The following is a 22,196-nucleotide window of genomic DNA, read 5'->3' on the forward strand; positions in this document are numbered from 1 at the left end:
ATGAACGACACCCGCCTGGCCGAGTTCGACGCGCTGTCCACGGAGGAGCTGCGGGAGCGGGCCTTCGCCCTGGCCCGAAAGCGGCGGGACGTGAAGTTCTTCTGGGACCTGTTCAGCCACGTCACCACCAGCAACGGCGAGACCCAGGACGGCTGGCTGGGCTCGCTCGACGCGACGATCGACGACGTGGTGGCGCTGTGGCGCGAGGCGACCGACGACGACCACGAATACGGCGAGTCCGAGCCGCTGATCCGGGCCGCGTTCATCGACTACCTGATGTCGCATTCATAGCTTCACCTGCGTCTGTTTAGATTTTTCGTCCGCCGGGCCTAATCCCGGCATGGCAATCAGACGATCGCGCTACCGCACCGCGACAGGCGCCGGCACACTGGTGGCCTTCCTGCTGGTGCTGATCTTCGGCAGCCCGTGGTACGTGGACTGGGTCCAGGAAGGCAACCGGGGAATCTTCCTGGAGACCCTGGCCTGGCCGGCCTGGAGCTTCGACACCGACGCGTCGGTGCGCGACCTGCTCGCCGCCGACCTCAAGGCGATCCTCCTGGTCGTCTTCACGGCGCTGTTCATCACACTGCTCGCCGGCGCGCAGCTCGCCAGCGCGCGCGGCACCATCTCGGCGATCCTGACCGGCTGGGCCGCCTACATCTTCGCGGCGGCGCTCGCCGCCATGCTCACCGCGTTCATTCTGGCCAACGCGTCGTTCGGCTCCGCCGTCGTCGCCGCGACCGGAGGCGCCGCCTACGGGCTGATCGTCGGCTGGATCATCGGCCTGGCCACCATGGCGGGCCGCCGCCCGTAGCACCACCGTGGCAAACCCCGGAGCACCCCAGGGCGCCGTACCCCACATCGCCCTGGGGACCGGGGTTCAGGCCGCCGGATCCACGGCCGCCAGCGCCACCTGTACGTCCGCCGCGGTCAGCGCCCCCAGCGGGGAGCCGCCGTCGACCACGACCACCGCGCCGTGCCCCGCGGCCAGCATCGCGCCGAAGGACTCCCGCAGCGTCGCCGTCACCGCCACGGTCGGGGCGCCCTCACCGGCCTCGCCGACCGGGCGCAGCCCGTCGCGCGGGATCGGGGTCACCGACAGCCGCATGATGCCGCGGTCCTCGCCCACGAACCGCTCCACGAACTCGTTCGCCGGCTTGGCCAGCAGCTCGGCGGGCGTCGCGTACTGCTCCAGATGAGCGTGATCCGACAGCACCGCGATCCGGTCGCCCAGCTTGACGGCCTCCTGCAGGTCGTGCGTGACCAGGATCGTGGTCTTGCGGACGGCCTGGTGCAGCCGGCGGAACTCGTCCTGGAGCCGCCCCCGGTTGATCGGGTCGACCGCCGAGAACGGCTCGTCCATCAGCAGTACCACGGGGTCGGCCGCGAGCGCCCGGGCGAACCCGACCCGCTGCCGCTGCCCGCCGGACAGCTCGTGCGGATACCGCTTCGCGTAGCGGCCCGGCTCCAGCCCGACCAGCTCCAGCAGCTCGTCGGTGCGGGCCGCGATGCGCGCCTTGTCCCAGCCCAGCATGCGCGGCACGGTGCCGACGTTGGCCCGGACGGTCTGGTGCGGGAAGAGCCCGACGTTCTGGATCACGTAGCCGATGGTCCGGCGCAGCCGCACCGGGTCGGCGTCCGTCACGTCCTCGCCGTCGACGAGCACGCGCCCGCCCGACGGCTCGATCAGCCGGTTCACCATCCGCAGCACCGTCGACTTGCCGCAGCCGGAGGGGCCGATGAGCACGGTCACCTCGCCGCCCTCGACGTCGAGGCTGAGCTCGTCGACGGCGACGGTGCCGTCCGGGTACACCTTCCGGAGCCGATCGAGGGAGATCGGCGCCGCGCCGGGGTTCGCGGTACGGTCCACGCATGTCCTTCCTGGCTCGCGGTGCGGCCGGCAACCCGTGGTTCTCGTGGTCCTACGTGCGGGACAACCTCGAGACCATCCAGGACGCGCTCGTCGACCACGTCGTCATCACCGTCTGGTCGGTCGCGATCGCGGTGGCGATCGCGATTCCGCTGGCGGTGCTGGCGTACTGGGTGCGCCCGCTCGCCACGCCGATTCTGACATCAGCCGGCGTGCTTTACACGATTCCGTCCCTGGCCCTGCTCGCCTTCCTGGCTCCGTTCCTGGGCACCGGGCGCAGCCCGGTCATCGTGGCGCTGGTGCTGTACGCGCTGATCATCCTCATCCGCAACGCGCTCACGGGCCTGCTCCAGGTCCCCGGTGACGTGCGGGAAGCCGCGACTGCGATGGGCTACAGCCGGTTCGCCCGGCTGGTGCGGGTGGAGCTGCCGCTCGCGCTGCCGGGCATCCTCACCGGGCTGCGCCTGGCGACGGTCTCGACAGTGGCGTTGGTCACGGTTGGCGCGATCGTCGGCTCGCAGGGCGGGCTCGGCGGGCTGATCCTCAGCGGCTTCCGCAACAACTACTACAAGGCCCAGATCGCGACCGCGGCCCTGCTGTGCGTCGCGCTCGCCCTCGTGTTCGACCTGCTGCTGATCGGCCTCAGCCGGCTGCTGACGCCGTGGACGAGGAGCCGCGCGTGAACACCATCAGCGACATGTTCGTCTGGTTCAACGACCCGCTGAACTGGACGAACCCTGGCGGCATCCTGGAGCGGCTGCGCGAGCACATCGAGATCTCGGTGCTCGCGGTGCTCTTCGGCTGCCTGGTCGCGTGGCCGCTCGGCATCACGCTGGGGCGGCGCGGTACCGCCTCCGGCGTCATCGTCCTGCTGTCGAACCTCACCCAGGCCGTTCCGGTGATGGCGCTGCTGACCATCCTGTCGATCAGCCCGCTCGGGCTCGGCAAGCCGTCGGTGATCGTGTCGCTGGCCGTGTTCACGCTCCCCGCGCTGCTCGCCAACGCGTACACCGGGATGCGCCAGATCGACCCCGAGGTGCGCGACGCGGCCCGCGGCGTGGGCATGACCTCGGTGCAGCGGCTGTGGCGGGTCGAACTGCCGCTCGCGGTGCCGTACCTGGCCACCGGCCTGCGGATCGCGACCACCCAGGTGGTGGCGACGGCGACGCTGGCGACCGCGGTCAACGGCGGCGGCCTCGGCATGATCATTTCGGCGGGCTTCGGCCTCGGCCCCGGCCACGGCGGCCAGATCCTCGCCGGAGCGGTGCTCGTCGCCGGCCTCGCGCTGCTCATCGACGGGCTGATGGCGCTGGTGGAGCGCAAGGTCACACCGAAGGTACTTCGGCAGGCCACGGGCCGTTCGTGAGCGCTCGCGCAACCGGTTGTTACGAAAACGTGCCTGCTTGCGGTTGCCGAATTTCCATCGGCGGAGTTGCCTATTCAGGAGCGGGCGGGCTTCATTGCCGATAGCGCCGCCCGTCGGACACGCGGCCGGTCATCGTGATCGCGCCGGGACACGGAAGGCGGGCCATTTTGCGAACTGCCATGCGCGCCACGCTCGGGGTGCTACTGAGCCTCTCCGCCCTGGGCCTCGCTGCCTGTGGCGATGAGGGCTCCTCCGGCACCCAGGCGCCGCCGAGCGTCAGCGGGGCCGGCTGTGCCCCCGTCGCCGGCGAGAAGCTGGTCGTCCTCGACGACGACAAGAAGCTGCAGACAGCTGACAACATCATCCCGGCGATCAACACGAAGGCCGCCGACCCGGCCCTGATCGCCGCGCTGGACAAGGTCTCCGACGCGCTCACCACGGAGAAGCTCGTCCAGCTCAACAAGGCGGTCGACGTCGACCGCAAGACCTCGAAGGTCGCCGCCGAGGACTTCGCCAAGGCGGAGAACCTGACCAGCGGCATCCAGAAGACCAAGAGCGGCCCGATCAAGATCGGCGCCGCGGACTTCTCGGAGAGCGCCACGCTCGGCGCCCTCTACGAGATCGTCCTCGACGCCGCCGGCTACGACGCCTCGGTCCAGACGATCGGCAAGCGCGAGGTGTACCTCGGCCAGCTGACCAAGGGTGACCTGCAGGTCGTCCCCGAGTACGCCGGCACCCTGACCGAGTTCATCAACGGCCAGGTCAACGGGGCCTCGGCCACGCCGCTCGCCTCGGGTGACCTCGACAAGACCGTCACCGCGCTGAAGGACCTCGGCACCAAGCAGGGCCTGACCTTCGGCAAGGCGTCGAAGGCGGCCGACCAGAACGCGTTCGCGGTCACCACCGAGTTCGCCAGCAAGCACGGCCTCAAGACGCTGAGCGACTTCGCCGCCAAGTGCTCCGGCAAGGACACCGTCCTGGGCGGTCCGGCGGAGTGCCCGCAGCGGCCGTTCTGCCAGCCGGGTCTCACGAAGACGTACGGCATCGAGTTCGGCAAGGTGCTCAGCCTCGACGCCGGCGGCCCGCAGAGCAAGGACGCGCTGAAGAAGGGCAACGCCTCGATCGCGCTGATCTTCTCGTCCGACGGCTCGCTCGGCTAGGCCGGGTCAAGAGCCGATAGGCCCCGACCAAGTCAGCTAGGCCGCCGGTTCCAGGTCGCCGAATGCCCGCCCATCCCTGGTCCAGAACCGGGGATGGGCGGGCATTTCGCTTGTGATGAAGACCGCGTAAGGTCTGTGCTCATGCCGGCCACGGAACCCCCCGGGGGGCTGCGGAGCGCCAAGCTCCTCCAGATCCTCTTCTGGTCAGGGGTCGGCCTCACTCCGCTGGCCGCATTGTTGCTGCTGATCGGGGACGGGTTCGTCCTGCAGGTGGCGGCAGTGCTGGCCGTCCTCGTCGTCCTGCTCATCGGGCTGTCGATCGCCCTGCGCCGCGAGGGTTCCCGCGGCGATGTCGAGGACTTCGTCTACGACGAGCTCGACCAGCTGCGCGACGACATCCGCGGCGACATCACCCACGCCGCCCGGCAGACCCACGGCCAGCTCAGCGAGCGCGTCGGCGTGCTGCACGAGACCGTCGACGCGCTGCGCAACCAGGTCGACGTGATGCGCGGGCAGCTCGAGCGGGCCCAGGCGCACCAGGCGGCTCCGCCGCCGCACCACCCCACCGGCTCGGCCGCCGTGCCGCCGGGCGTGCTCCGGCACACCGAGACCGTGGTGACCACCAAGACGATGGTCGTCGACCCGGCCGACCAGCGCGGCGGCGGCACCGTCTACGGCGCCCGCCCCGAGATCCCGCAGCAGCGCCGCCCCGACCGCTCCGAGCGGGTCTCCGAGCGCATCCCCACCGACCGCCCGGGCCGCCCCGAGCCCGCCGAGTGGCACAAGGGCCGCGCGCCCCACGGCGCCCCGGCCGACCGCGGCGGCCAGCGCGGCCGCGAGGAGCGGATCAGCCGCACCGAGCGCTCCGAGCGCTCGGAGTGGACCGAGCGGTCCGAGCGGTCCGAGCGGTCCGAGCGCTCGGAGTGGGTGGAGCGGGCCGAGCCGCCCCGCGAGGAGTCCTGGTCCGAGCAGCTGCTCCGCGAGCGGGCGTCCCGCGGCGAGGCCGAGGGCCAGCACGGCGGCCGGCGGCGCGCGTACGACCCGGACGACGAGGGCAACGTGACCGGCGTCCGCACGACGGACCGCTGGGCCTCCGTCCACGACGACGACCGCGGCCGCGAGCTGCGCATGGGCGAGCGCCGCGCGTCGGTGCACGCCGACGAGACCGGCACCCACGTGCGCATCGAGGACCGCTGGGCGACCGTCCGCCACGAGGAGTACTACCCCGAGGAGGACGCCGACGCCGCCCGCCGCGACGGCCCGCGCCGCTCGGCCGCGCGCCGCGACCGCGAGCGCGACTGGGCGTCCGGCGAGACCCCGCGCCAGGACTGGTCCGACCGCGAGCCGGCGGAGGACCGCCCGGCCCGCCACGGCAACAGCGACCACCGCGGCCGCGCCGTGGACAGCAATGACGACTGGCGCGAGCGCACCGGCGGCCGGGCCGCGGAGAGCGATGACTGGCGCGAGCGCACCGGCCGCGCAGCCGAGGCCGACGACTGGCGGGAGCGCTCCGGCGGCCGCGCCGTGGACAGCAACGACGACTGGCGCGAGCGCGGCGGCGGCCGGGCCGCGGAGAGCGATGACTGGCGCGAGCGCACCGGCCGCGCCGACCGGGCCGACCGGGCCGCCCAGGCCGCCCAGGCCGCCCAGGCCGCCCAGGCCGCCCAGGCCGACGACCGCAGCGGGCAGGTCGGCCGCCGCCGGGCCGCCGACGACGACTGGAGCGAGCGCCCGGACCGCCCGGACCGCCCGGGCCGCGCCGACGCCGCCGACTGGGCCGAGCGCACCGCCCGCGAGCTGGCCCGCAGCGTCGACCGCGAGCGCGGCGCCGACCGGGCCAACGGATGGGGCCGCGCCGACGACGGCCACCGGGCCCGCGACGAGGGCCGCCCGGCCGCCCAGTGGTCGGAGAGCAGCTACGAGGAGGCCCGCCGGGACGAGGCCGGCGGCACCCGCTGGTCCGAGGTCCGCCGCGACCGGCAGAGCCTGCCCGGCGCCCAGGCGGCACTGCCCGCCGCGCCGGCCGAGCCCGCCTCGCGCTGGACGCCCAGCCTGACCAACCCGGGCCGCGACGAGGAGCGCGTCTCGCGCCGCGCCCGCGACGACGACGAGGACTACGGCTGGAACGGCGCCCGCGACGAGCCCCGCGGCCGCGCGACCCGGCAGATCGTCGACTTCGAGGGCAGCGACGACCGCTGGCGCTGAGCGCTACTTGTCGACGTCGCCGACGACGAAGAACATCGAGCCCAGGATCGCGATCAGGTCGGGCACCAGCGTGCCCGGCAGCAGCGTCGAGAGTGCCTGGACGTTGGAGTACGACGCCGTGCGCAGCTTCAGCCGCCACGGGGTCTTCTCGCCGCGCGACACCAGGTAGTAGCCGTTGATGCCCAGCGGGTTCTCGGTCCAGGCGTAGGTGTGGCCCTCCGGCGCCTTGACCACCTTCGGCAGCCGGACGTTGACGGGTCCGGTGAGGGTGTCGACCCGGTCGAGGCAGGCCTGCGCGAGGTCCAGCGACACGTACACCTGGTCGAGCATCACCTCGAACCGAGAGTGGCAGTCGCCGGCGGTGCGGGTGACGACGGGGACGTCCAGCTCGCCGTAGGCCAGATACGGCTCGTCGCGGCGCAGGTCGAAGTCCAGGCCCGAGGCGCGGGCGACCGGGCCGGAGGCGCCGTAGGCGGCCGCGTCGGCGGCGGTGAGCACTCCGACGCCGACCGTGCGGGCCAGGAAGATCTCGTTGCGCCGGATCAGGTTGTCGAGGTCGGGCAGGCGGCGGCGGACCTGGTCGATCGCCGCCCGGGCGCGGCCGGTCCAGCCCGCCGGGACCTCCTCCTTCAGCCCGCCGACGCGGTTGTACATGTAATGCATCCGCCCGCCGGACGCCTCTTCGAGGACGGTCTGGATGGTCTCGCGCTCCCGGAACGCGTAGAACATGGGCGTGATGGCGCCGATCTCCAGCGGGTAGGAGCCGAGGAACATCAGGTGGTTGAGCACCCGGTTGAGCTCGGCCAGCGCCGTGCGCAGCCAGACCGCGCGCTCCGGCACCTCCATGCCCATCAGCCGCTCGACGGCGAGCACCACGCCGAGCTCGTTGCAGAACGCCGACAGCCAGTCGTGCCGGTTGGCCAGCATGATGATCTGCCGGTAGTCGCGGACCTCGAAGAGCTTCTCGGCGCCGCGGTGCATGTACCCGATGATCGGCTCGGCGCTGACCACCCGCTCGCCGTCGAGCACCAGCCGCAGCCGCAGCACCCCGTGCGTCGACGGGTGCTGCGGGCCGATGTTGAGCACCATGTCGGCCGTGTCGAGCCCGGTGCCCGTCCCGACCGTCAGCTCCGTGGTCATACTGGCGAGACTACAAGTCCTGGAGGATGCGCAGCGCCCGCGAGACGTTGTGCATCGTGCTGGTGTCCGCCACCGCGACCCGCTCGACGAACCACCGCTTCAGCGGCGACGAGAGCCGGTCGGGCATGACGACGAGGTCGTCGAGCTCGACGGCCAGCGGGGAGTCGCGCAGCTCCTCCTGGTCGGTGACCTCGGCGACGATCACCACCGGCACGTCGGTGCTGTTGAACACGTCGGAGCTGATGATCAGGCCGAGCCGCTCGCGGGCACCCTTGATCAGCCAGACCTCACCGCGCTGCACGACGGCGACCGCTGAAGACCTCGGCGTCCACGATCGCGATCTCCTCTTCGTCGGCCAGCGCGATCGCGTCGAGGTCGAGCTTGGCCCGCCGCACCGCCTCGGCATGGGCGGTGAAGATCGACCGTAGGGCGCGCTCCTGGGCCGCCCGGTCGATCCATGCGCTGAGCGAGACGCCGTCGCGCTCCGCCCAGTGGCGGGCGTCGGCGATGGTCTGGTCCGAGAAGGACAGTGTCACCTTGGCCGTCATGGCTTCCACGGTACCCCTGGTATGACCGATTGTCATACCCACCGCATGACCCATCGGTGCCCACCGAGGCCCGCCGGGTCGGTCAGCTCCGCCGCGGCGCCGGCCCGGGCCAGCGCGCGCACGTAGCCGGCCGGGTCCGACGAGGCCAGCGCGAGCGGCGGCCGCCGCCCGTCGACCCCCAGCAGGTGCAGCGCCTGCCGCTGGTCGAGCAGCAGGTCGTGCTCCAGGGAGTCCAGCGCCGCGGAGACGGTGAGATCGCAGCTCCCGTCGGCGACCGGCGCGACCTCCCGCCCGTCCCGGAACCCGGTCAGCGTCCCGAGCGGCGGCCGCTCGCCCAGCGTGTGCCCGTAGTCGACGGCGAGGGCCAGCCCGCGCTCCACCCCGGCGACGGCGGCCGCCCAGGCGAGGTCGCGCGGCAGTCCGATCTCGGCCCGCGCGCCGGGCGGCAGGTCCCGGACGGGCCACCACCGGTCCAGCCACTCGGCGTCGGCGGCGTCGAGCGGCTCCCCGGACGGCGTGAGGTCGGCCCGGAGGTACTGCGGACGCCCGTCCTCGTCGATCTCCACGAGGTCGAGCGGGACGTTGTCCAGCCACTCGGTGGCGACCAGCAGGCCGGTGACGCCCGCCGGTGGGGTGTCGGCCCAGCCCACCCGGCCGGGCAGCCCACCCGGCCGCGGCGCCCGCTCCACGCCGACCGGCGCGACCCGCCGCAGCACGTCGTCCGGCAGCGCGGCCAGGATGCCCAGCAGCAGCTCACCGCGGCCGGCGCCGACGTCGACCAGGTCGAGCCGGGCCGGGCGGTCCAGCGCCTCGTCCAGCCGGACCAGCAGCGTCGCCAGGGCGCCGGCGAACAGCGGCGAGGCGAGCGCGCTGGTCCGGAAGTGCTCGGCCGGTGCGGACCGGACGAAGAAGCCGTCGGCGCCGTAGAGCGCGGACTCCATCGCCTGCCGCCACCGGATCACAGGAACACTCTGCCCTCACCGCGGTAGGTCGGCACCACGTCCACGATCGTGTCGCCCGAGATCAGGTGCACCTCGTTCACGTGCTCGCACAGCTCGCCCGCCTTGCTGTGGCGGAAGTACACCCGGTCGCCGACGCGCAGACCGGCCGCGCCGGGGCCGGTCAGCGGGGTCTGGACCTCGCCGGCGCCCTCGGTACCGATGAGCTCGAGTCCTTCCGGCAGCCAGGGCAGTGGCTGGCGGGTCGGCGACGTCTCGCCCGAGGCGATCCACCCGCCGCCGAGCGCGGTCGCGTGCCGCGGGTCGGGCCGCCGGACCACGGTGAGCGCGAAGAACGCGGCGGGCTGGGGGCGCCACCTGCGGTACCCGTCGAACAGCCAGGGCCCGAACAGCCCGGAGCCGGCGGCCACCTCGGTGACCGCGGGGTCGCCGGCCGTGGCCGCCACGCTGCCCGTGCCGCCGCCGTTGACGAACTCCAGGTCGGCGTGCTCGCGCACGGCGGCGACGACCGCGCCACGGCGGGCCACCAGCTCGGGGAACGAGCGGGACTGGATGAGCCGGATGAGCGCGCCGCGCACCGGGCGGCCGGGCGGCGCGTCGCCGAGCCCGGCGATCTGCGCCTCGTACGACATCACGCCGACCAGCCGGAACCCGGGCCGCGCGGCGATCGCGGCGGCCAGCTCGCCGGCCTGCCGGGCGCTGTGGACGGGGGAGCGACGCACGCCGATGTGCACCCCGCGGGCCGGTCGCCAGGAGGCGTCGAGGTCGATGCACACCCGGACCGGGGCGGCCCGCCGGTCGGCCGGCACCACGGCGTCGACGAAGTCGAGCTGCGCGGTGTTGTCCACCATCACGGTCACGCTCGCGGCGAGCTTCTCGTCGCCGGCCAGCCGGCGCAGCGCGCCGCGGTCGGCCGTCGGGTACGCCACCAGGACGTCGTCGTGGCCGCTCCCGGCCAGCCAGATGGCCTCCGGAAGGGTGAACGCCATGATGCCGCGCCAGCCCGGCTGGCCCAGCGCCCGCTCGATGAGCGCGCGCACCCGCACCGACTTGCTGGGCACCCGTAGCGGCTTGCCCGCCGCCCGCCCGACGAGCGCCGCGCTGTTGGCGTCGAAGGCGTCGAGGTCGACGATGGCGAAGGGTGGATCGAGGTCGGCCGTGGCCCGGTCGTAGCGGGCCCGCTGGGCGGCACGGGAGCTGGACACGACTCACCGTACCGAGCGCCACGGGAAAGTGAAAGAACCTCGCGTCCATCGGCGTGCCTGGCCGGGTGAGGCGGTACGGGGGACCTGTAGCGTGATTACCGTAGGAACCACGGAGGAGGTGCGTCATCGCCAGCAGTGACCTGTCCGGGCTGGGGGAACTGAAGGCGGTTCTACGCATCCGGGCTTTCCGGCGGCTGTGGGCCGTGCTGGGCCTGTCGTCGCTCGGTGACTGGCTCGGCCTGCTCGCCGCCTCCACCTTCGCGGCGGCCCAGGTGTCCAACACGGCCGCCCAGGGTGTGGCCTTCGGCTCGGTCATCGCCGTCCGCCTGCTGCCGGCCCTGGTGCTCGGCCCCGTCGCGGGCGTGTTCGCCGACCGGTTCGACCGCCGCTTCACGATGGTCGTCTGCGACCTGCTGCGGTTCACCTTCTTCGCCTCGATCCCGGCCGCGGCGCTCGTCGTCGACGACGGCGCACTGGTGGTCGCCTGGACGGCGATCGCGACGTTCGTCATCGAGACGGTCGCGATGATCTGGACGCCGGCCAAGGAGGCGGCGGTCCCCAACCTGCTGCCCCGCGCCCGGCTGGAGACGGCCAACCAGCTGACCCTCGCCACGACCTACGGCATCACCCCGGTCGCCGCCGCGCTCGTGCTGCTCGCCCTGCAGTGGCTGGTCCTGGGCATCTTCGGCCCCGACGAGCCGCGCTGGGCGGCGGCGAGCAGCCTGGCGCTGTGGTTCAACGCGATGACGTTCCTGGCCACCGCGTTGACCGTGTTCTTCGGCATCAAGGAGATCAGCGGCCGCCGCACCGCCGGGGTCGAGCGCAAGGCCGGCATGCTCAAGGAGTTCACCCAGGGGTGGGCGTTCGTCAGCCGCACCCCGCTGGTGCGCGGCCTGGTCCTCGGCATCTTCGGCGCCTTCGCCGGTGGCGGCGTGGTCGTCGGCACCGCGCCCTTCTACGCCGTGTCGCTGAGCGCCGGCAACGGCGCCTTCTACCTGCTCTTCGGCGTGCTGTTCCTGGGCCTCGGGGTCGGCATCGCAGCCGGCCCGCGGCTCGTCGGCGCGCTGTCCCGCCGCCGCTGGTTCGGCCTGTCGATCATCCTGGCCGCCGGCTCGGTGCTGATCCTCGCCCTGGCCACCCACCTGGTGGTCGCGGTCGCCGGCGCGCTGCTGGTCGGCGTCGGCGCCGGCATGGCGTTCCTGTCCGGCACCACGCTGCTCGGCGGCGAGGTCGCCGACGACATGCGCGGCCGGGCGTTCGCGTTCGTGCAGATGGGCACCCGGGTGGTGCTCATGCTCGCCGTGTCGCTGTCCAGCGTCATCGTCGGCGCGGGCGGCACGTTCACCCTCAACCTGGGCCTCACGCGGTATGACATCTCCAGCACCCGGCCGCTGCTGGCGGTCGCCGGCGTGTTCGGCGTGCTGGCCGGCCTGTTCGCGCTGCGCCAGATGGACGACAAGAGGGGCGTGCCGATCCTGGCCGACCTCATCGGCTCGGTGCGCGGCCGCCCGCTCACCCCGGCCGAGCCGAAGGCCGCGCAGGGGCTGTTCATCGTGTTCGAGGGCGGCGAGGGCGCCGGCAAGTCGACCCAGGTCCAGCAGTTGGCCGAGGCCCTACGCAAGATCGGTCGCGACGTCGTGGTCACCCACGAGCCCGGCGCGACCCCGATCGGCACACGGATCCGCAGCCTGGTGCTCGACCACCCCGAGGACACCGGCGGAGACTTGACGCCGAAGGCCGAGGCGCTGCTCTACGCTGCCGACCGCGCGCACCACGTGGCGTCGGTGGTCCGCCCGGCGCTCAACCGCGGCGCCGTGGTCATCAGCGACCGCTACGTCGACTCCTCCCTCGCCTACCAGGGCGCCGGCCGGACCCTGCCGGTCGACGAGGTCTCCTGGCTGTCGAAGTGGGCGACCGGCGGGTTGAAGCCCGACCTTGTGGTACTGCTGGATCTCGAGCCGTCCGTCGGACTCTCGCGGGCCGGCAAGCGCGGCGACGCCGACCGCCTGGAGAGTGAGTCCCTCGCCTTCCACGAGCGGGTCCGCTACGCGTTCCTCGACCTGGCCTCGGCCGACCCGAGCCGCTACCTGGTGCTCGACGCCACCAACTCGATCGACGCCCTGGCCGCCGGGGTCCTCCAGCGGGTGCGGCACCTCATGCCCGGCGAGGAGCACGACCTGGAAGAGATCCTGGAGGACGCGGCCGAGACGGTGACCACGCTGACGGGCGACAAGGGATGACCCCACCCGTCTTCGCCGAGCTGGTCGGCCAGCCCGACGCGGTCGCGACGATGAGCCGAGCCGTCGCCGCGGCCGACGCGATCGTGCGCGGCCAGCCGCAGGACGGGCAGGGCATGACCCACGCCTGGCTGTTCACCGGCCCGCCCGGCTCCGGCCGGTCGGTCGCCGCCCGCACGTTCGCGGCCGCGCTCCAGTGCCCCAACGGCGGCTGCGGCGCGTGTCAGGCCTGCCACACCACGCTCGCCGGCACCCACGCCGACGTGCGGTTCGTGGTGCCCGAGGGCCTGTCGATCGCGGTCGGCGAGATGCGCGCCCTGGTGCTGCGCGCGGCCAGCTCACCGACCCAGGGCCGCTGGCAGGTCCTGCTGGTCGAGGACGCCGACCGCCTCACCGAGGCGGCCGGCAACGCGCTGCTCAAGGCGGTCGAGGAGCCCCCGCCTCGCACGGTCTTCCTGCTGTGCACGCCGAGCACCCACCCCGACGACATCTCGGTCACCATCCGCTCCCGCTGCCGCGTGGTCCCGCTCCGGCAGCCCCCGGCCGACGCCATCGCCGAGGTCCTGCGCCGCCGCGACGGCACCGACGACCAGACCGCGGCCTGGGCCGCCGCCGCGGCCCAGGGCCACGTCGGCCGCGCCCGCCGCCTGGCCCGCGACCCGCAGGCCCGCACCCGCCGCGACGCCGTGCTCGCCGTGCCCCGCCGGCTCACCGGCATCGGCGCCGCGTTCGACGCCGCGAGCGCCCTCATCGAGGCGGCCGAGGCCGAGGCGTCCGCATCGGTGACCGAGACGGACGCCAAGGAGCGCGCGGCCCTGGAGACCGCCCTGGGCGCCGGCGGCACCGGCAAGGGCGCCGCGGGCGCCGCCCGCGGCTCGGCCGGCCAGCTGAAGGACCTGGAGCGCCGCCAGCGGTCCCGAGCCACGAGAGCCCAGCGGGACGCCCTGGACCGCGCACTGGTCGACCTGGCCGGCTTCTACCGCGACGTGCTGGTCCACTCCTTCCAGGCGTCCGTGGCCCCGGTCCACGCCGACGCCGACGACCTGGCCTCGGCCGCGGCCGAGAAGTGGCCCGCGGAGAGCGCGCTGCGCCGCCTGGAGGCGATCCTGGAGTGCCGCACCGCGATCGAGGCCAACGTGAAGCCGAGGATCGCGGTGGAGGCCATGATGCTCTCCCTCTGGCGCGGCTGACCCGGTCGCCGCAGCAGCCCGTTGCCCGCCGCCTTGAACATGGTCGCGGCCAGGTCGGGCAGCTCGGGAATCAGGGTTGCGGGGTCGGGAAGCCGGGGCATGGGAGCCCTCCAGGAAAGCAGGGGACAGGGACGCCCCTACGACGTCCGGGACACCGCGGAGGTGACCTTCCAGGCGACGTCCCGGGTGAGGAGCCCTTCCACCCGTGGGCGACTGCGGGACCTTGGCAGGCGTGGCCAATGAACTCAGCGTGGCGTTCGGCGTCAACGGGGAACGCCACAAGCTCACCCTGGACCCCCGGGAGTCGCTGCTCGACGTGCTCCGCGAGCGGCTCGCGCTGTTCGGCACCAAGAAGGGGTGCGACCAGGGGCAGTGCGGGGCCTGCACCGTCCATCTCGACGGGCGGCGGGTGGTGTCCTGCCTGACGCCGGCCGTGCAGGCCGCCGGGCACGAGGTCACCACCATCGAGGGGATCGGGCGCGACGGGCTGCATCCGCTGCAGCGGGCGTTCGTGGAGCACGACGCCCTCCAATGCGGGTACTGCACACCGGGGCAGATCATGTCCGGGATCGCCTGCATCGCCGAGGGGCACGCCGGGGACGACGACAGCGCGCGCGAGTACATGAGCGGCAACATCTGCCGGTGCGGCGCGTACGCCGGCATCCTCCAAGCGGTCCGTGAGGTGGCGTGATGCGACCGTTCGCCTATCAGACCGCCGGCACCGTCGCCGAGGCCGTGGCGGCCCTGGACCGCGGGGCCCGGCCACTCGCCGGCGGCACCACCCTCTACGACCTCATGCGCCTGGAGGTCGAGACCCCGGCGTCGGTCGTCGACATCCGGGACATCGAGGAGATTCAGCAGATCCTTCAGACAGATGCGGAAGTTGTACTGGGAGCAGGCGTGCGAATGGCCGATGCCGCAGAGCACCCGGTGGTGCAGGGGTCGTGCCCGGCGCTGGCCGAGTCCCTGGGGCTCGCGGCGTCGCAGCAGCTGCGCAACATGGCGACGCTGGGCGGGAACCTGCTGCAGCGGACGCGCTGCTGGTACTTCCGCGGCGGCCCGCAGTACCGCTGCAACAAGCGCGAACCGGGGAGCGGCTGCGATGCCATCGGAGGCGTCGACACGACCCACGCCGTCCTGGGCGGCAGCGACGCCTGCATCGCCACCTACCCGGGCGACCTGGCCGTCGCGCTGATCGCCTTCGACGGGCTGGTCGACGTGGTCGGCCCGCGGGGCGAGCGGGTCGTGCCGATCGCGGAGCTGCACCGGGCGCCGGGCGCCGAGCCGGCCCGCGAGCACACGCTGGAGCCCGACGAGCTGATCCGGCGCATCCGGGTACCGCTGACGCCCGCGATGCGCGCCTCGACCTACCTGAAGATCAGGCCCCGCGAGTCGTACGCGTTCGCGCTGGCCTCCGCAGCCGTGGGCGTGACCCGCGACGGCGACGGCGCCGTGCTGGATTGCCGGATCGGGCTCGGCGGGGTCGCCACCCGGCCCTGGCGCGCCGCCGAGGCCGAGCGGTCCCTGGTCGGCGGCCCGCTCACCGCCGAGGGCGTGCGGCGGGCCGGCGAGCTGGCGTTCGCCGGTGCGCGGCCGGGCAGCCGGAACGGCTTCAAGATCGAGCTGGGCGTCCGCACCGTCGCCGACGCGCTGCGGATCGCCGCCGAGCGGGAGGAGCCGGCATGAGCGGTCCGGAGCGGAGCGGAGGGGCCGCTCATCATGAGCACAGTTCGAAAGGCATGCAGCCGGAGCGAAGCGGAGCAGGCATGACGCAGGTACGGGTTGATGCGATCTCGAAGGTGACCGGGGCCGCGCGGTACGGCACCGATCGACCGGCCCAGGCCCACGCGGTGCTGGTGCCGGCCACGATCGGGCGGGGCCGGGTGCTGTCCGTGGACACCTCACGCGCCTCGGCGGTGCCAGGCGTGCTGCTGGTGCTGACCCACGTCGATGTGGAGCCGCCCGGGTTCCTCATGACCGGCGGCTTCTCGTTCCAGAGCCTGCAGCCGATGACCGACGACCGGATCGCGTACCGCGGCGAGCCCATCGCGCTGGTCGTCGCCGAGACCCCGCACGCGGCGGCCGAGGCGGCGAACCTGGTCACGGCCGAGTACGAGGAGGAGCCGGTCGAGGTCACGCTCGACGCCGGCGACCGCGTCCGGCAGCCCGACGAGCCGAGCGTCGGCGACCCCGAGGCCGCGCTCGCGGCGAGCGCCGTCACGGTCGAGGGCGTGTTCGAGCATCCGGCGCAGAACGCGGTGCCGATGGAGCTGTTCGGCAGCACCGTCGAGTGGTCGGGCGACGAACTGGTCGTGCACGAGGGCACGCAGAACGCCGGGGCGGTCCGCGGCGGCCTGGCCCACCAGCTCGGCCTCGACCCGAGCCGGATCCGGGTGGTGGCCACGGTCACCGGCGGCGGGTTCGGCCAGAAGAACGCACTGCAGTCGCACATCGCGCCGCTCGCCGTCGCCGCCCGGCGGCTCGGCCGGCCGGTCAAGCTGACGCTGACCCGCCAGCAGGCGTTCCACCAGTGCAGCTTCCGCCCGGCCACCCGGCACCGGGTGCGCCTCGGGGCCGACGCCACCGGCAAGCTCACCGCCGCCGTGCACGAGGTGGAGCAGCAGACGTCCCGGTACGACCTTTTCCCGGCCGCCTATACCGAGCTCACGGCCCGCCTCTACGGCGTGCCGGCCTTCCACGGCCCGCAGACGCTGGTCCGCACCGACACGCAGACGCCGGGCTACATGCGGGCGCCGTACGAGTCGCCCGCCGCGTTCGCGTTCGAGGTGGCGATCGACGAGCTGGCCGAGCGGCTGGGCCGCGACCCGGTGGAGTTCCGCCTGGCCAACGACACGGTGACCGACCCGCTCACCGGGCAGCCGTTCTCGTCCCGGCACGTCGGCACCTGCCTGCGCCGCGGCGCCGAGCTGTTCGGCTGGGACCGCCGCCCGCCGGCGGTGGGAACCGGCGTCGGGTTCGGCGTGGCGATCGGCGCGTACCCCGGGCACGTCTCGCCCGCCGTCGCGCACGTCCGCGCCGGCGCCGACGGCCGGGTCACCGTCGCGGTCGACGGCCACGAGATGGGGCAGGGCATCCGCTCGGCGATCGCGTACCTCGTCGCCGGGGACCTGGACCTCCCCGTCGACAGCGTCACGGTCGTCATCGGCGACACCGCGGTCGCGCCGCAGCACCTGACGGCCGGCTCGTGGGGGACGGCGAGCGCGCTGCCCGCGGTACAACATGGGCTCCAAGAACTGCGGAAGAAGCTCGGCACGGCCGGCGTCGGCCCGGTGGACGTGGCCGCGGCCGTGGCGCACAGCGGACGCGCGTCCGTCACCGTGGAGGCCGTCGGCCTGGGCCCCGGCCAGCCGCCCGCGGCGCTGGACCGCAGCCGGGCCGGCACCCCGGCGCTCGTCGGCCCGGTGTACTCCGGCTTCACGACGTACAGCTTCGCCGCCCACTTCGTCGAGGTCCACGTCGAACCGACCACCCGCCGGGTCCGCGTCCCGCGCGTGGTGAGCATCGCCGACTGCGGCCACGTGGCCAGCCCGGTGACGGCGGCGAGCCAGGTCCGCGGCGGCGTCGTGTGGGGCCTGGGCGCGGCGCTGCGCGAGACGGTGGAGGTCGACGAGCGGTACGGGGGCTTCGTGACCTCGACGCTGGAGGACTACCCGGTGACGGTGAACGCCGACGTCGGCTCGATCGAGGTGGAGTTCGTCGACCAGCCCGACCCGCTGCTGAACGAGGTCGGCGTGAAGGGCCTGGGCGAGGTCTCCCTGGTCGGCGTGGTCCCGGCGGTGGTGAACGCCATCCACCACGCCACGGGCCGCAGAATCCGCCACGTCCCGGTGACGGTCGCCGACCTGCTGTAGGAATGGGTCGAATCGGATTTTTTCGGGCATCTGGGGCGGGCCATATGGAACTGCCGCTCGGCGCGTTAGTGTGATCAGCCATGGGCATGCTGTGCGCGGTGAGCTTCAACCGCTACGGCCGGCTGTTCTACTTCGACCCCGGTGACCTGCGCCCCCAGGTGGGCGACCGGGTGCTGGTGCCCACCGACGACGGCCCCGAGGTGGCCGAGTGCGTGTGGGCGGCCCAGTGGGTCACCGAAGAGACCGAGGGCTTCCCGAAGCTGGTCGCGATGGCCGCCGACGACGACCTGCGCCGCGACGAGCTGCTGCGCAAGCGCAAGGCCGAGGCCAAGGTCGCCGCGAAGAAGCTCATCCGCGGCCACGAGCTGCCCATGAAGGTCGTCGCGGTGGACCACGTGCTCGACTCCGCCGGCGGGCAGGGCGCGCGGACGACGATCTACTTCACCGCACCCCATCGGGTGGACTTCCGGTCGCTGGTCCGCGACCTCGGCGCGACCCTGCACTGCCGGGTGGAGCTCCGCCAGCTCAGCGCCCGCGACTCGGCCCGCGTCCAGGGCGGCATCGGCTCCTGCGGCCGCGACCTGTGCTGCGCGACGTTCCTCAACGACTTCGAGCCGGTCACCATCCGGATGGCGAAGGACCAGGACCTCCCGCTCAACCCGCTGCGCATCTCGGGCGCCTGCGGCCGGCTCATGTGTTGCCTCAAATACGAACATCCCCTGTATCAACAGTTCCAGGCCACGGCCCCGGCCGTCGGCGCCCGCGTGACCACGCCCGACGGCGACGGTCGCGTGGTCGGGCACAGCGTGCCGCGGGACTCGGTCATCGTGCGGATGGACGCCGACGGCTCCCGCTGCTCCTGCAGCCGCGCCTCGGTCTGCGGCTCCCGGCAGGCCTACGAGGAGCGTCACGGTTAGTCGATCGTGATGGGCTTCTCCATCAGGTGTACCTCCAGTGGCCGCCGCGGCTCGAACCAGGACGCGTCCGGGCGGGTCGATGCCGAGGCGTGCCAGCGGTGGCCGGTCCGCTTGACGCCCAGCGGGTAGATGGTCAGCCCGCCGTCGGCGCGGAAGTGCAGCCGCAGGAACCCCTTGTAGCCGGTGATGCCCTGACCCGCGAACAGCTCGTTGAGGTTCACGTCGAACTTCGAGGCGATCAAGAGGTACAGCGCGAACAGCTCACCCGAGGCGATCGCGGACAGCGGGAAGTACAGGACGATCGCCAGCAGCAGCGGGAGCGGCCACGACTGCTCGACGAACGGAAGGCTGAGCCACGCCCACGTGCCCAGGGTCGCCAGCCCCACGAACGCGGCGCCGTGCAGCAGGCCGAGGATCCAATGTCGTGGCCGGCGCTGGCCGGATGTGTGCGGCATGGCCAGCAGGCAGGTGCCCAGCACGTCGATCACGGTCATCAGCACGGCCGGCACGGTGACCAGCCGCTGCTCGACGCCGGAGACCACGCGGTCGGCGGCGTTGACGAACGCGAGCATGGTCAGCGTCTGCAGCAGCCCCAGCAGCCCCAGGAACATCGGGTTGCGCCACGGCAGCCGCCAGAAGGCGCCGAGCGACAGCCTCCGCGACTGGGCCTTGGTCGGGTAGGCCGCGGCGAGCGCGAACTCGTGCGTCGGCGAGGCGTTGCGGACCAGCGAGCGGCGCGGCGGTACCTCGATCATCTCGGGCAGCTCGTGCGTCGGGTACAGGTACGCACCACCGCCGCCGCACGTGATCAGCTGCCGGCCGGGCCGCTCGTACCGCGCGTAGTGGTGCAGGTCGCCGGAGATCATCAGCCGGACGTCGGCGCCGGTCGGCGCGATGACCGTGCGCACGAAGTAGTCGAGGGAGTCGTAGGCCTTGCGGTCCTCCGCCGCCTCCACCCAGCTCGGCGCCGGCGGGCAGATGATCACCTTGTCGCCCGGCCCCATGAGGGCGGCGGCCCGGTTGAAGTACCGCAGCTGCGGATCGTCGATGTAGGCGCCCGCCTGCACGTCCGTGCCGAGCAGCCACCAGCGGTTGGGCAGCTGGACGGCGAAGTACGACCGCGACTGCCGCGTCCGCCACCCGCCGACCGCGCCCTCGTTGCTGCGGACGAAGAGCCGCAGGAACGCCGTGAGCCCGTCGTACCAGTCGTGGTTGCCCGGCACGGCGTACATCCGCGGCTGGTTCGCCGGCTTCTCGGGCAGCGCCGCGCGGAACGGCCCCTTGAAGCGGTCCTCGTACTGCTGACCGCTCGCGGTCGGATAGACCTGATCACCACCGAGCACGAGCACCTCGCCGCGCGGCAGTTGTTGCTCGTCGACGGTCAGGCTCTCCTGCGCGGCGAGGTACGCCACGGAGTAGGTGGCGTTGAACCCGTCCCCGGTGTCGGCGATGTAGTCGACCCACAGTTCCCCGCCGTCGGGCCAGTCGTCGCCACCGTCGGCGTCGCCGCTGAACCCTGCCGACTCCCGCAGGATCCGGCTCGGCAGCGCGTCCTGGAGCTCCCGCTTGTCGAGGTAGGCGCCGAAGAGGTCGGCCAGCACCACCCGGACCGCGGTGCCGCTGAGCAGCACGGGACTGAGCCAGGGCACCGCCCGGCGGGGCGTGAACCCCATCTGGTCCGGGTCGAGCCCGGTGGGCCGCCGACCGACGGTCGGCAGGTCCCCTTCGTCGGGCAGCGGCAGCAGCGGCTCCCCGGGCTGTGCCGTCAACTCCCCGGGCGCGGCCGGCATATCGTCGGGCATCACGCGCCGGACGTTACCCGCGCCACCCGAGAACGGGAATCCCCTCGCGCACCCCGGGGGAGCGTGCCGTACACTAGTGAACCGTTGCCGCCTTAGCTCAGTCGGCAGAGCGATTCACTCGTAATGAATAGGTCGACGGTTCGATTCCGTCAGGCGGCTCCAGCGCCCTCACCAGGGCGAACAGAACGGCCCGGGAGATCACTCCCGGGCCGTTCTGTGACTGGAGACCGTGACATTAGGCTCCGGGCGTGGTCCTCCCGGCCTGAGCCGCGGCCAGCATCGCGCCGAGCTCGCCGGCGAACAGCGCGTTCGCCAACCGCGCCGTGGCCTCCCGCTGGAGATCCTCGGCCGGCCCGACGTACCCCCTGGCCGTGCGGATGTCGGCGTGCCCCATGTTGTCCTGGACCACCGAGATGTCGGTGCCGGTGGCGACGAGCAGGGTGGCGGCCGTGTGGCGTGCGGCGTGCAGCCGTTTCATCGGCACTCCGGCGCGCCGGGCGAGGGCTCTCCACTCGTCGTAGTCCCGGCGCGGATCCAGTTGCTTACCGTCCTTCGTGGTGAAGACGTGGCCCTGGTCGTCCCAGCGCATGCCCCGCGCCTGGGCCTCCCGCATCTGGGTCTGTCGCCAGCGCTCGAGCGCGTCGACAACCTGCGGCGGCGGGAAGAGCGTTCGGACGGAGCCCTCGGACTTCAGGTCGACCTCGAGCAGGCCGCCGTCGACCCGCTCGGGGCAGTGCATGGCGTGCCTGGTGCATCCGAGTCGGCAGGGCGGCGGGCAAGCCCGCCGGTGGCGTCTGCAGGACGTCTGCAGCCGCTCTGGGCACCACCGGGGGTTCCGCTTGCACTCGCCCGGGTCCGGGCAGCCGTGCGCCCAGCTGGGGCCGCACGGGCGTGTACGGCACTTCCGGGCGGCACACGCTCTCGGGTCCTGGCAGCCGTGCTGCCACGTTCCACGCTGGGTCTGTTTCTGCAGGTTGATCCGTGGCCGGGGTTCGCCGTGCTCGTCGACGGCGGTCAGGTCGAGGTGTGGCCAGCGGATGCCGAGGGCCTCACCCTGTCTGGGCCCAAGGAGGATGCCGAGATACCAGCGGGCCTCGAGCCGGTCCGATGCTGCCGCCGTGAGCAGCGCCTGGGCGTCCTTGACGCTGTAGCCGTCCGGCTTGCGCTTGCGGGCCGTCGGCGCCTCGATGAGGTCGCACACGTTGCGCAGCGCGCGGCCGCGGCGGACCGCCACGTCGAACGCCTTGCTCAGGATGGCGTGCATCTTGACCAGGCTCGACTCGGCCATGCCCTTGCCCTTGCGCCCACCGCCCTTCCGCATGGCGTTGTACATACCGTCGAGGTGCTCCGGCTCGAGCTGGTTGCGGGTGCCGGCGAGCCGGCGCGCACCGATGTGTGGCTTCGCCCAGGTCTCGACCAGCGACCGGTACGCCTTCCAGGTGCTCTGCGGCTTCACCGGACGGACGATGTGCTCGAGGTAGTGGTCGAGCCACTCGCTGACGGTCTCGATCTTCTTGGGCGCGGTCCCGCCGGCGGCCTTGACTCGTTCGAACAGCTCGTGCATGGCCTCGGCGACCTGCTCGGCGGTGTCCCGCTCGATGTGGACACGCTTGGGTCTGCCGTTGGGCAGGGTGCCCACACGCGGGTACGCCTGCCACTTGCCGTTCTTGCCGAGTGAGATCTTGTAGCGGCCGGCGGGGTTCCTGCCGCGGCGCGCGGCCATCA

Annotated in this window: 20 protein-coding genes and 1 tRNA gene; 13 read left to right on the forward strand and 8 right to left on the reverse strand. The window is 73.0% G+C overall.

Going from position 1 to position 22,196, the window contains the following annotated elements:
• Both ABZS66_RS33710 and ABZS66_RS33715 read left to right on the forward strand, forming a co-directional pair.
• Entirely contained in the window at positions 1-291 is a 291-nt protein-coding gene (locus ABZS66_RS33710; RefSeq protein ID WP_354764835.1) for a hypothetical protein, read from the forward strand.
• Between the two features lie 49 nt (positions 292-340).
• Positions 341-814 (forward strand): hypothetical protein, encoded by a 474-nt coding sequence (locus tag ABZS66_RS33715; RefSeq protein WP_354764837.1) that lies wholly within the window; start codon positions 341-343, stop codon positions 812-814.
• A gap of 66 nt (positions 815-880) precedes the next feature.
• Here the strand turns inward: ABZS66_RS33715 and ABZS66_RS33720 are convergent, their stop codons facing one another.
• Positions 881-1,870: an ABC transporter ATP-binding protein gene (locus ABZS66_RS33720; RefSeq protein ID WP_354764839.1), complete on the reverse strand. Its 990-nt coding sequence runs from the start codon at positions 1,868-1,870 to the stop codon at positions 881-883.
• A 2-nt stretch (positions 1,871-1,872) separates the two neighbouring features.
• Between ABZS66_RS33720 and ABZS66_RS33725 the strand changes: the two genes are divergently transcribed.
• The 4 genes from ABZS66_RS33725 (at position 1,873) to ABZS66_RS33740 (ending at position 6,601) form a co-directional block, all read left to right on the forward strand.
• Positions 1,873-2,553, forward strand: a complete 681-nt coding sequence (locus ABZS66_RS33725; protein WP_354764841.1) for an ABC transporter permease — start codon at positions 1,873-1,875, stop codon at positions 2,551-2,553.
• Between the two features lie 14 nt (positions 2,554-2,567).
• Complete coding sequence (locus tag ABZS66_RS33730) at positions 2,568-3,236, forward strand: ABC transporter permease (RefSeq protein WP_354764870.1); 669 nt, start codon at positions 2,568-2,570, stop codon at positions 3,234-3,236.
• Between the two features lie 179 nt (positions 3,237-3,415).
• On the forward strand, positions 3,416-4,396 hold the full coding sequence (locus ABZS66_RS33735; RefSeq protein WP_354764843.1) for a glycine betaine ABC transporter substrate-binding protein: 981 nt from the start codon (positions 3,416-3,418) through the stop codon (positions 4,394-4,396).
• A 141-nt stretch (positions 4,397-4,537) separates the two neighbouring features.
• Positions 4,538-6,601, forward strand: a complete 2,064-nt coding sequence (locus ABZS66_RS33740) for a hypothetical protein (RefSeq protein WP_354764845.1) — start codon at positions 4,538-4,540, stop codon at positions 6,599-6,601.
• A gap of 3 nt (positions 6,602-6,604) precedes the next feature.
• Here the strand turns inward: ABZS66_RS33740 and ABZS66_RS33745 are convergent, their stop codons facing one another.
• Genes ABZS66_RS33745 through ABZS66_RS33765 form a run of 5 tightly spaced genes read right to left on the reverse strand, consistent with a single transcriptional unit; the run spans position 6,605 to position 10,453 of the window.
• Positions 6,605-7,741, reverse strand: coding sequence for an NADH-quinone oxidoreductase subunit D (locus ABZS66_RS33745; RefSeq protein WP_354764847.1), 1,137 nt, complete (start codon positions 7,739-7,741; stop codon positions 6,605-6,607).
• A gap of 10 nt (positions 7,742-7,751) precedes the next feature.
• Entirely contained in the window at positions 7,752-8,042 is a 291-nt protein-coding gene (locus ABZS66_RS33750) for a type II toxin-antitoxin system PemK/MazF family toxin (protein WP_238015519.1), read from the reverse strand.
• Positions 8,029-8,289, reverse strand: a complete 261-nt coding sequence (locus ABZS66_RS33755) for a DUF6364 family protein (RefSeq protein WP_354764849.1) — start codon at positions 8,287-8,289, stop codon at positions 8,029-8,031. The genes ABZS66_RS33750 and ABZS66_RS33755 overlap by 14 nt, the downstream gene beginning before the upstream one ends.
• Before the next feature lie 32 nt (positions 8,290-8,321).
• The gene (locus ABZS66_RS33760) at positions 8,322-9,230 is read right to left on the reverse strand and encodes an SAM-dependent methyltransferase (protein WP_354764872.1); all 909 of its coding nucleotides are present in this window, start codon (positions 9,228-9,230) and stop codon (positions 8,322-8,324) included.
• A gap of 17 nt (positions 9,231-9,247) precedes the next feature.
• Positions 9,248-10,453, reverse strand: a complete 1,206-nt coding sequence (locus ABZS66_RS33765; protein WP_354764850.1) for an amino acid deaminase/aldolase — start codon at positions 10,451-10,453, stop codon at positions 9,248-9,250.
• Positions 10,454-10,578: 125 nt separating this feature from the next.
• Here ABZS66_RS33765 and tmk point away from each other — a divergent pair, with 125 nt between their 5' ends.
• The 6 genes from tmk to ricT all read left to right on the forward strand — a co-directional run bounded on the left by tmk (position 10,579) and on the right by ricT (position 18,669).
• Positions 10,579-12,693 (forward strand): dTMP kinase, encoded by a 2,115-nt coding sequence (tmk, locus tag ABZS66_RS33770; RefSeq protein ID WP_354764874.1) that lies wholly within the window; start codon positions 10,579-10,581, stop codon positions 12,691-12,693.
• Positions 12,690-13,880, forward strand: coding sequence for a DNA polymerase III subunit delta' (locus tag ABZS66_RS33775; protein ID WP_354764852.1), 1,191 nt, complete (start codon positions 12,690-12,692; stop codon positions 13,878-13,880). Before tmk ends, ABZS66_RS33775 begins: the two co-directional genes overlap by 4 nt.
• Positions 13,881-14,112: 232 nt before the next feature.
• Positions 14,113-14,571, forward strand: a complete 459-nt coding sequence (locus ABZS66_RS33780) for a (2Fe-2S)-binding protein (protein WP_354764854.1) — start codon at positions 14,113-14,115, stop codon at positions 14,569-14,571.
• Entirely contained in the window at positions 14,571-15,566 is a 996-nt protein-coding gene (locus tag ABZS66_RS33785; protein WP_354764856.1) for a xanthine dehydrogenase family protein subunit M, read from the forward strand. Before ABZS66_RS33780 ends, ABZS66_RS33785 begins: the two co-directional genes overlap by 1 nt.
• An 80-nt stretch (positions 15,567-15,646) precedes the next feature.
• Entirely contained in the window at positions 15,647-17,752 is a 2,106-nt protein-coding gene (locus tag ABZS66_RS33790; protein ID WP_354764858.1) for a xanthine dehydrogenase family protein molybdopterin-binding subunit, read from the forward strand.
• Positions 17,753-17,832: 80 nt separating this feature from the next.
• Positions 17,833-18,669, forward strand: coding sequence for a regulatory iron-sulfur-containing complex subunit RicT (gene ricT, locus ABZS66_RS33795; RefSeq protein ID WP_354764860.1), 837 nt, complete (start codon positions 17,833-17,835; stop codon positions 18,667-18,669).
• Here the strand turns inward: ricT and ABZS66_RS33800 are convergent.
• Positions 18,666-20,471 (reverse strand): metallophosphoesterase, encoded by a 1,806-nt coding sequence (locus tag ABZS66_RS33800; protein WP_354764876.1) that lies wholly within the window; start codon positions 20,469-20,471, stop codon positions 18,666-18,668. The genes ricT and ABZS66_RS33800 overlap by 4 nt on opposite strands.
• 86 nt (positions 20,472-20,557) lie before the next feature.
• Between ABZS66_RS33800 and ABZS66_RS33805 the strand changes: the two genes are divergently transcribed.
• A tRNA-Thr gene (locus ABZS66_RS33805) sits at positions 20,558-20,633 on the forward strand.
• A gap of 73 nt (positions 20,634-20,706) precedes the next feature.
• Here ABZS66_RS33805 and ABZS66_RS33810 read toward each other — a convergent pair.
• On the reverse strand, positions 20,707-22,196 hold a 1,490-nt coding region (locus ABZS66_RS33810), incomplete at its 5' end, for a tyrosine-type recombinase/integrase (protein WP_354764861.1).

This window comes from Dactylosporangium sp. NPDC005572 (assembly GCF_040605515.1).
Classification (GTDB): Bacteria; Actinomycetota; Actinomycetes; order Mycobacteriales; family Micromonosporaceae; genus Dactylosporangium.

Excerpts from the sequence above, each read along its gene's own strand:
- ABZS66_RS33710 (WP_354764835.1), top strand. The coding sequence starts at position 1 with ATGAACGACACCCGCCTGGCCGAGTTCGACGCGCTGTCCACGGAGGAG.
- ABZS66_RS33715 (WP_354764837.1), top strand. The coding sequence starts at position 341 with ATGGCAATCAGACGATCGCGCTACCGCACCGCGACAGGCGCCGGCACA.
- ABZS66_RS33725 (WP_354764841.1), top strand. The coding sequence starts at position 1,873 with ATGTCCTTCCTGGCTCGCGGTGCGGCCGGCAACCCGTGGTTCTCGTGG.
- ABZS66_RS33730 (WP_354764870.1), top strand. The coding sequence starts at position 2,568 with ATGTTCGTCTGGTTCAACGACCCGCTGAACTGGACGAACCCTGGCGGC.
- ABZS66_RS33735 (WP_354764843.1), top strand. The coding sequence starts at position 3,416 with ATGCGCGCCACGCTCGGGGTGCTACTGAGCCTCTCCGCCCTGGGCCTC.
- ABZS66_RS33740 (WP_354764845.1), top strand. The coding sequence starts at position 4,538 with ATGCCGGCCACGGAACCCCCCGGGGGGCTGCGGAGCGCCAAGCTCCTC.
- ABZS66_RS33745 (WP_354764847.1), bottom strand. The coding sequence starts at position 7,741 with ATGACCACGGAGCTGACGGTCGGGACGGGCACCGGGCTCGACACGGCC.
- ABZS66_RS33755 (WP_354764849.1), bottom strand. The coding sequence starts at position 8,289 with ATGACGGCCAAGGTGACACTGTCCTTCTCGGACCAGACCATCGCCGAC.
- ABZS66_RS33760 (WP_354764872.1), bottom strand. The coding sequence starts at position 9,230 with ATGGAGTCCGCGCTCTACGGCGCCGACGGCTTCTTCGTCCGGTCCGCA.
- ABZS66_RS33775 (WP_354764852.1), top strand. The coding sequence starts at position 12,690 with ATGACCCCACCCGTCTTCGCCGAGCTGGTCGGCCAGCCCGACGCGGTC.
- ABZS66_RS33785 (WP_354764856.1), top strand. The coding sequence starts at position 14,571 with ATGCGACCGTTCGCCTATCAGACCGCCGGCACCGTCGCCGAGGCCGTG.
- ABZS66_RS33790 (WP_354764858.1), top strand. The coding sequence starts at position 15,647 with ATGACGCAGGTACGGGTTGATGCGATCTCGAAGGTGACCGGGGCCGCG.
- ricT (WP_354764860.1), top strand. The coding sequence starts at position 17,833 with ATGGGCATGCTGTGCGCGGTGAGCTTCAACCGCTACGGCCGGCTGTTC.
- ABZS66_RS33800 (WP_354764876.1), bottom strand. The coding sequence starts at position 20,471 with ATGCCCGACGATATGCCGGCCGCGCCCGGGGAGTTGACGGCACAGCCC.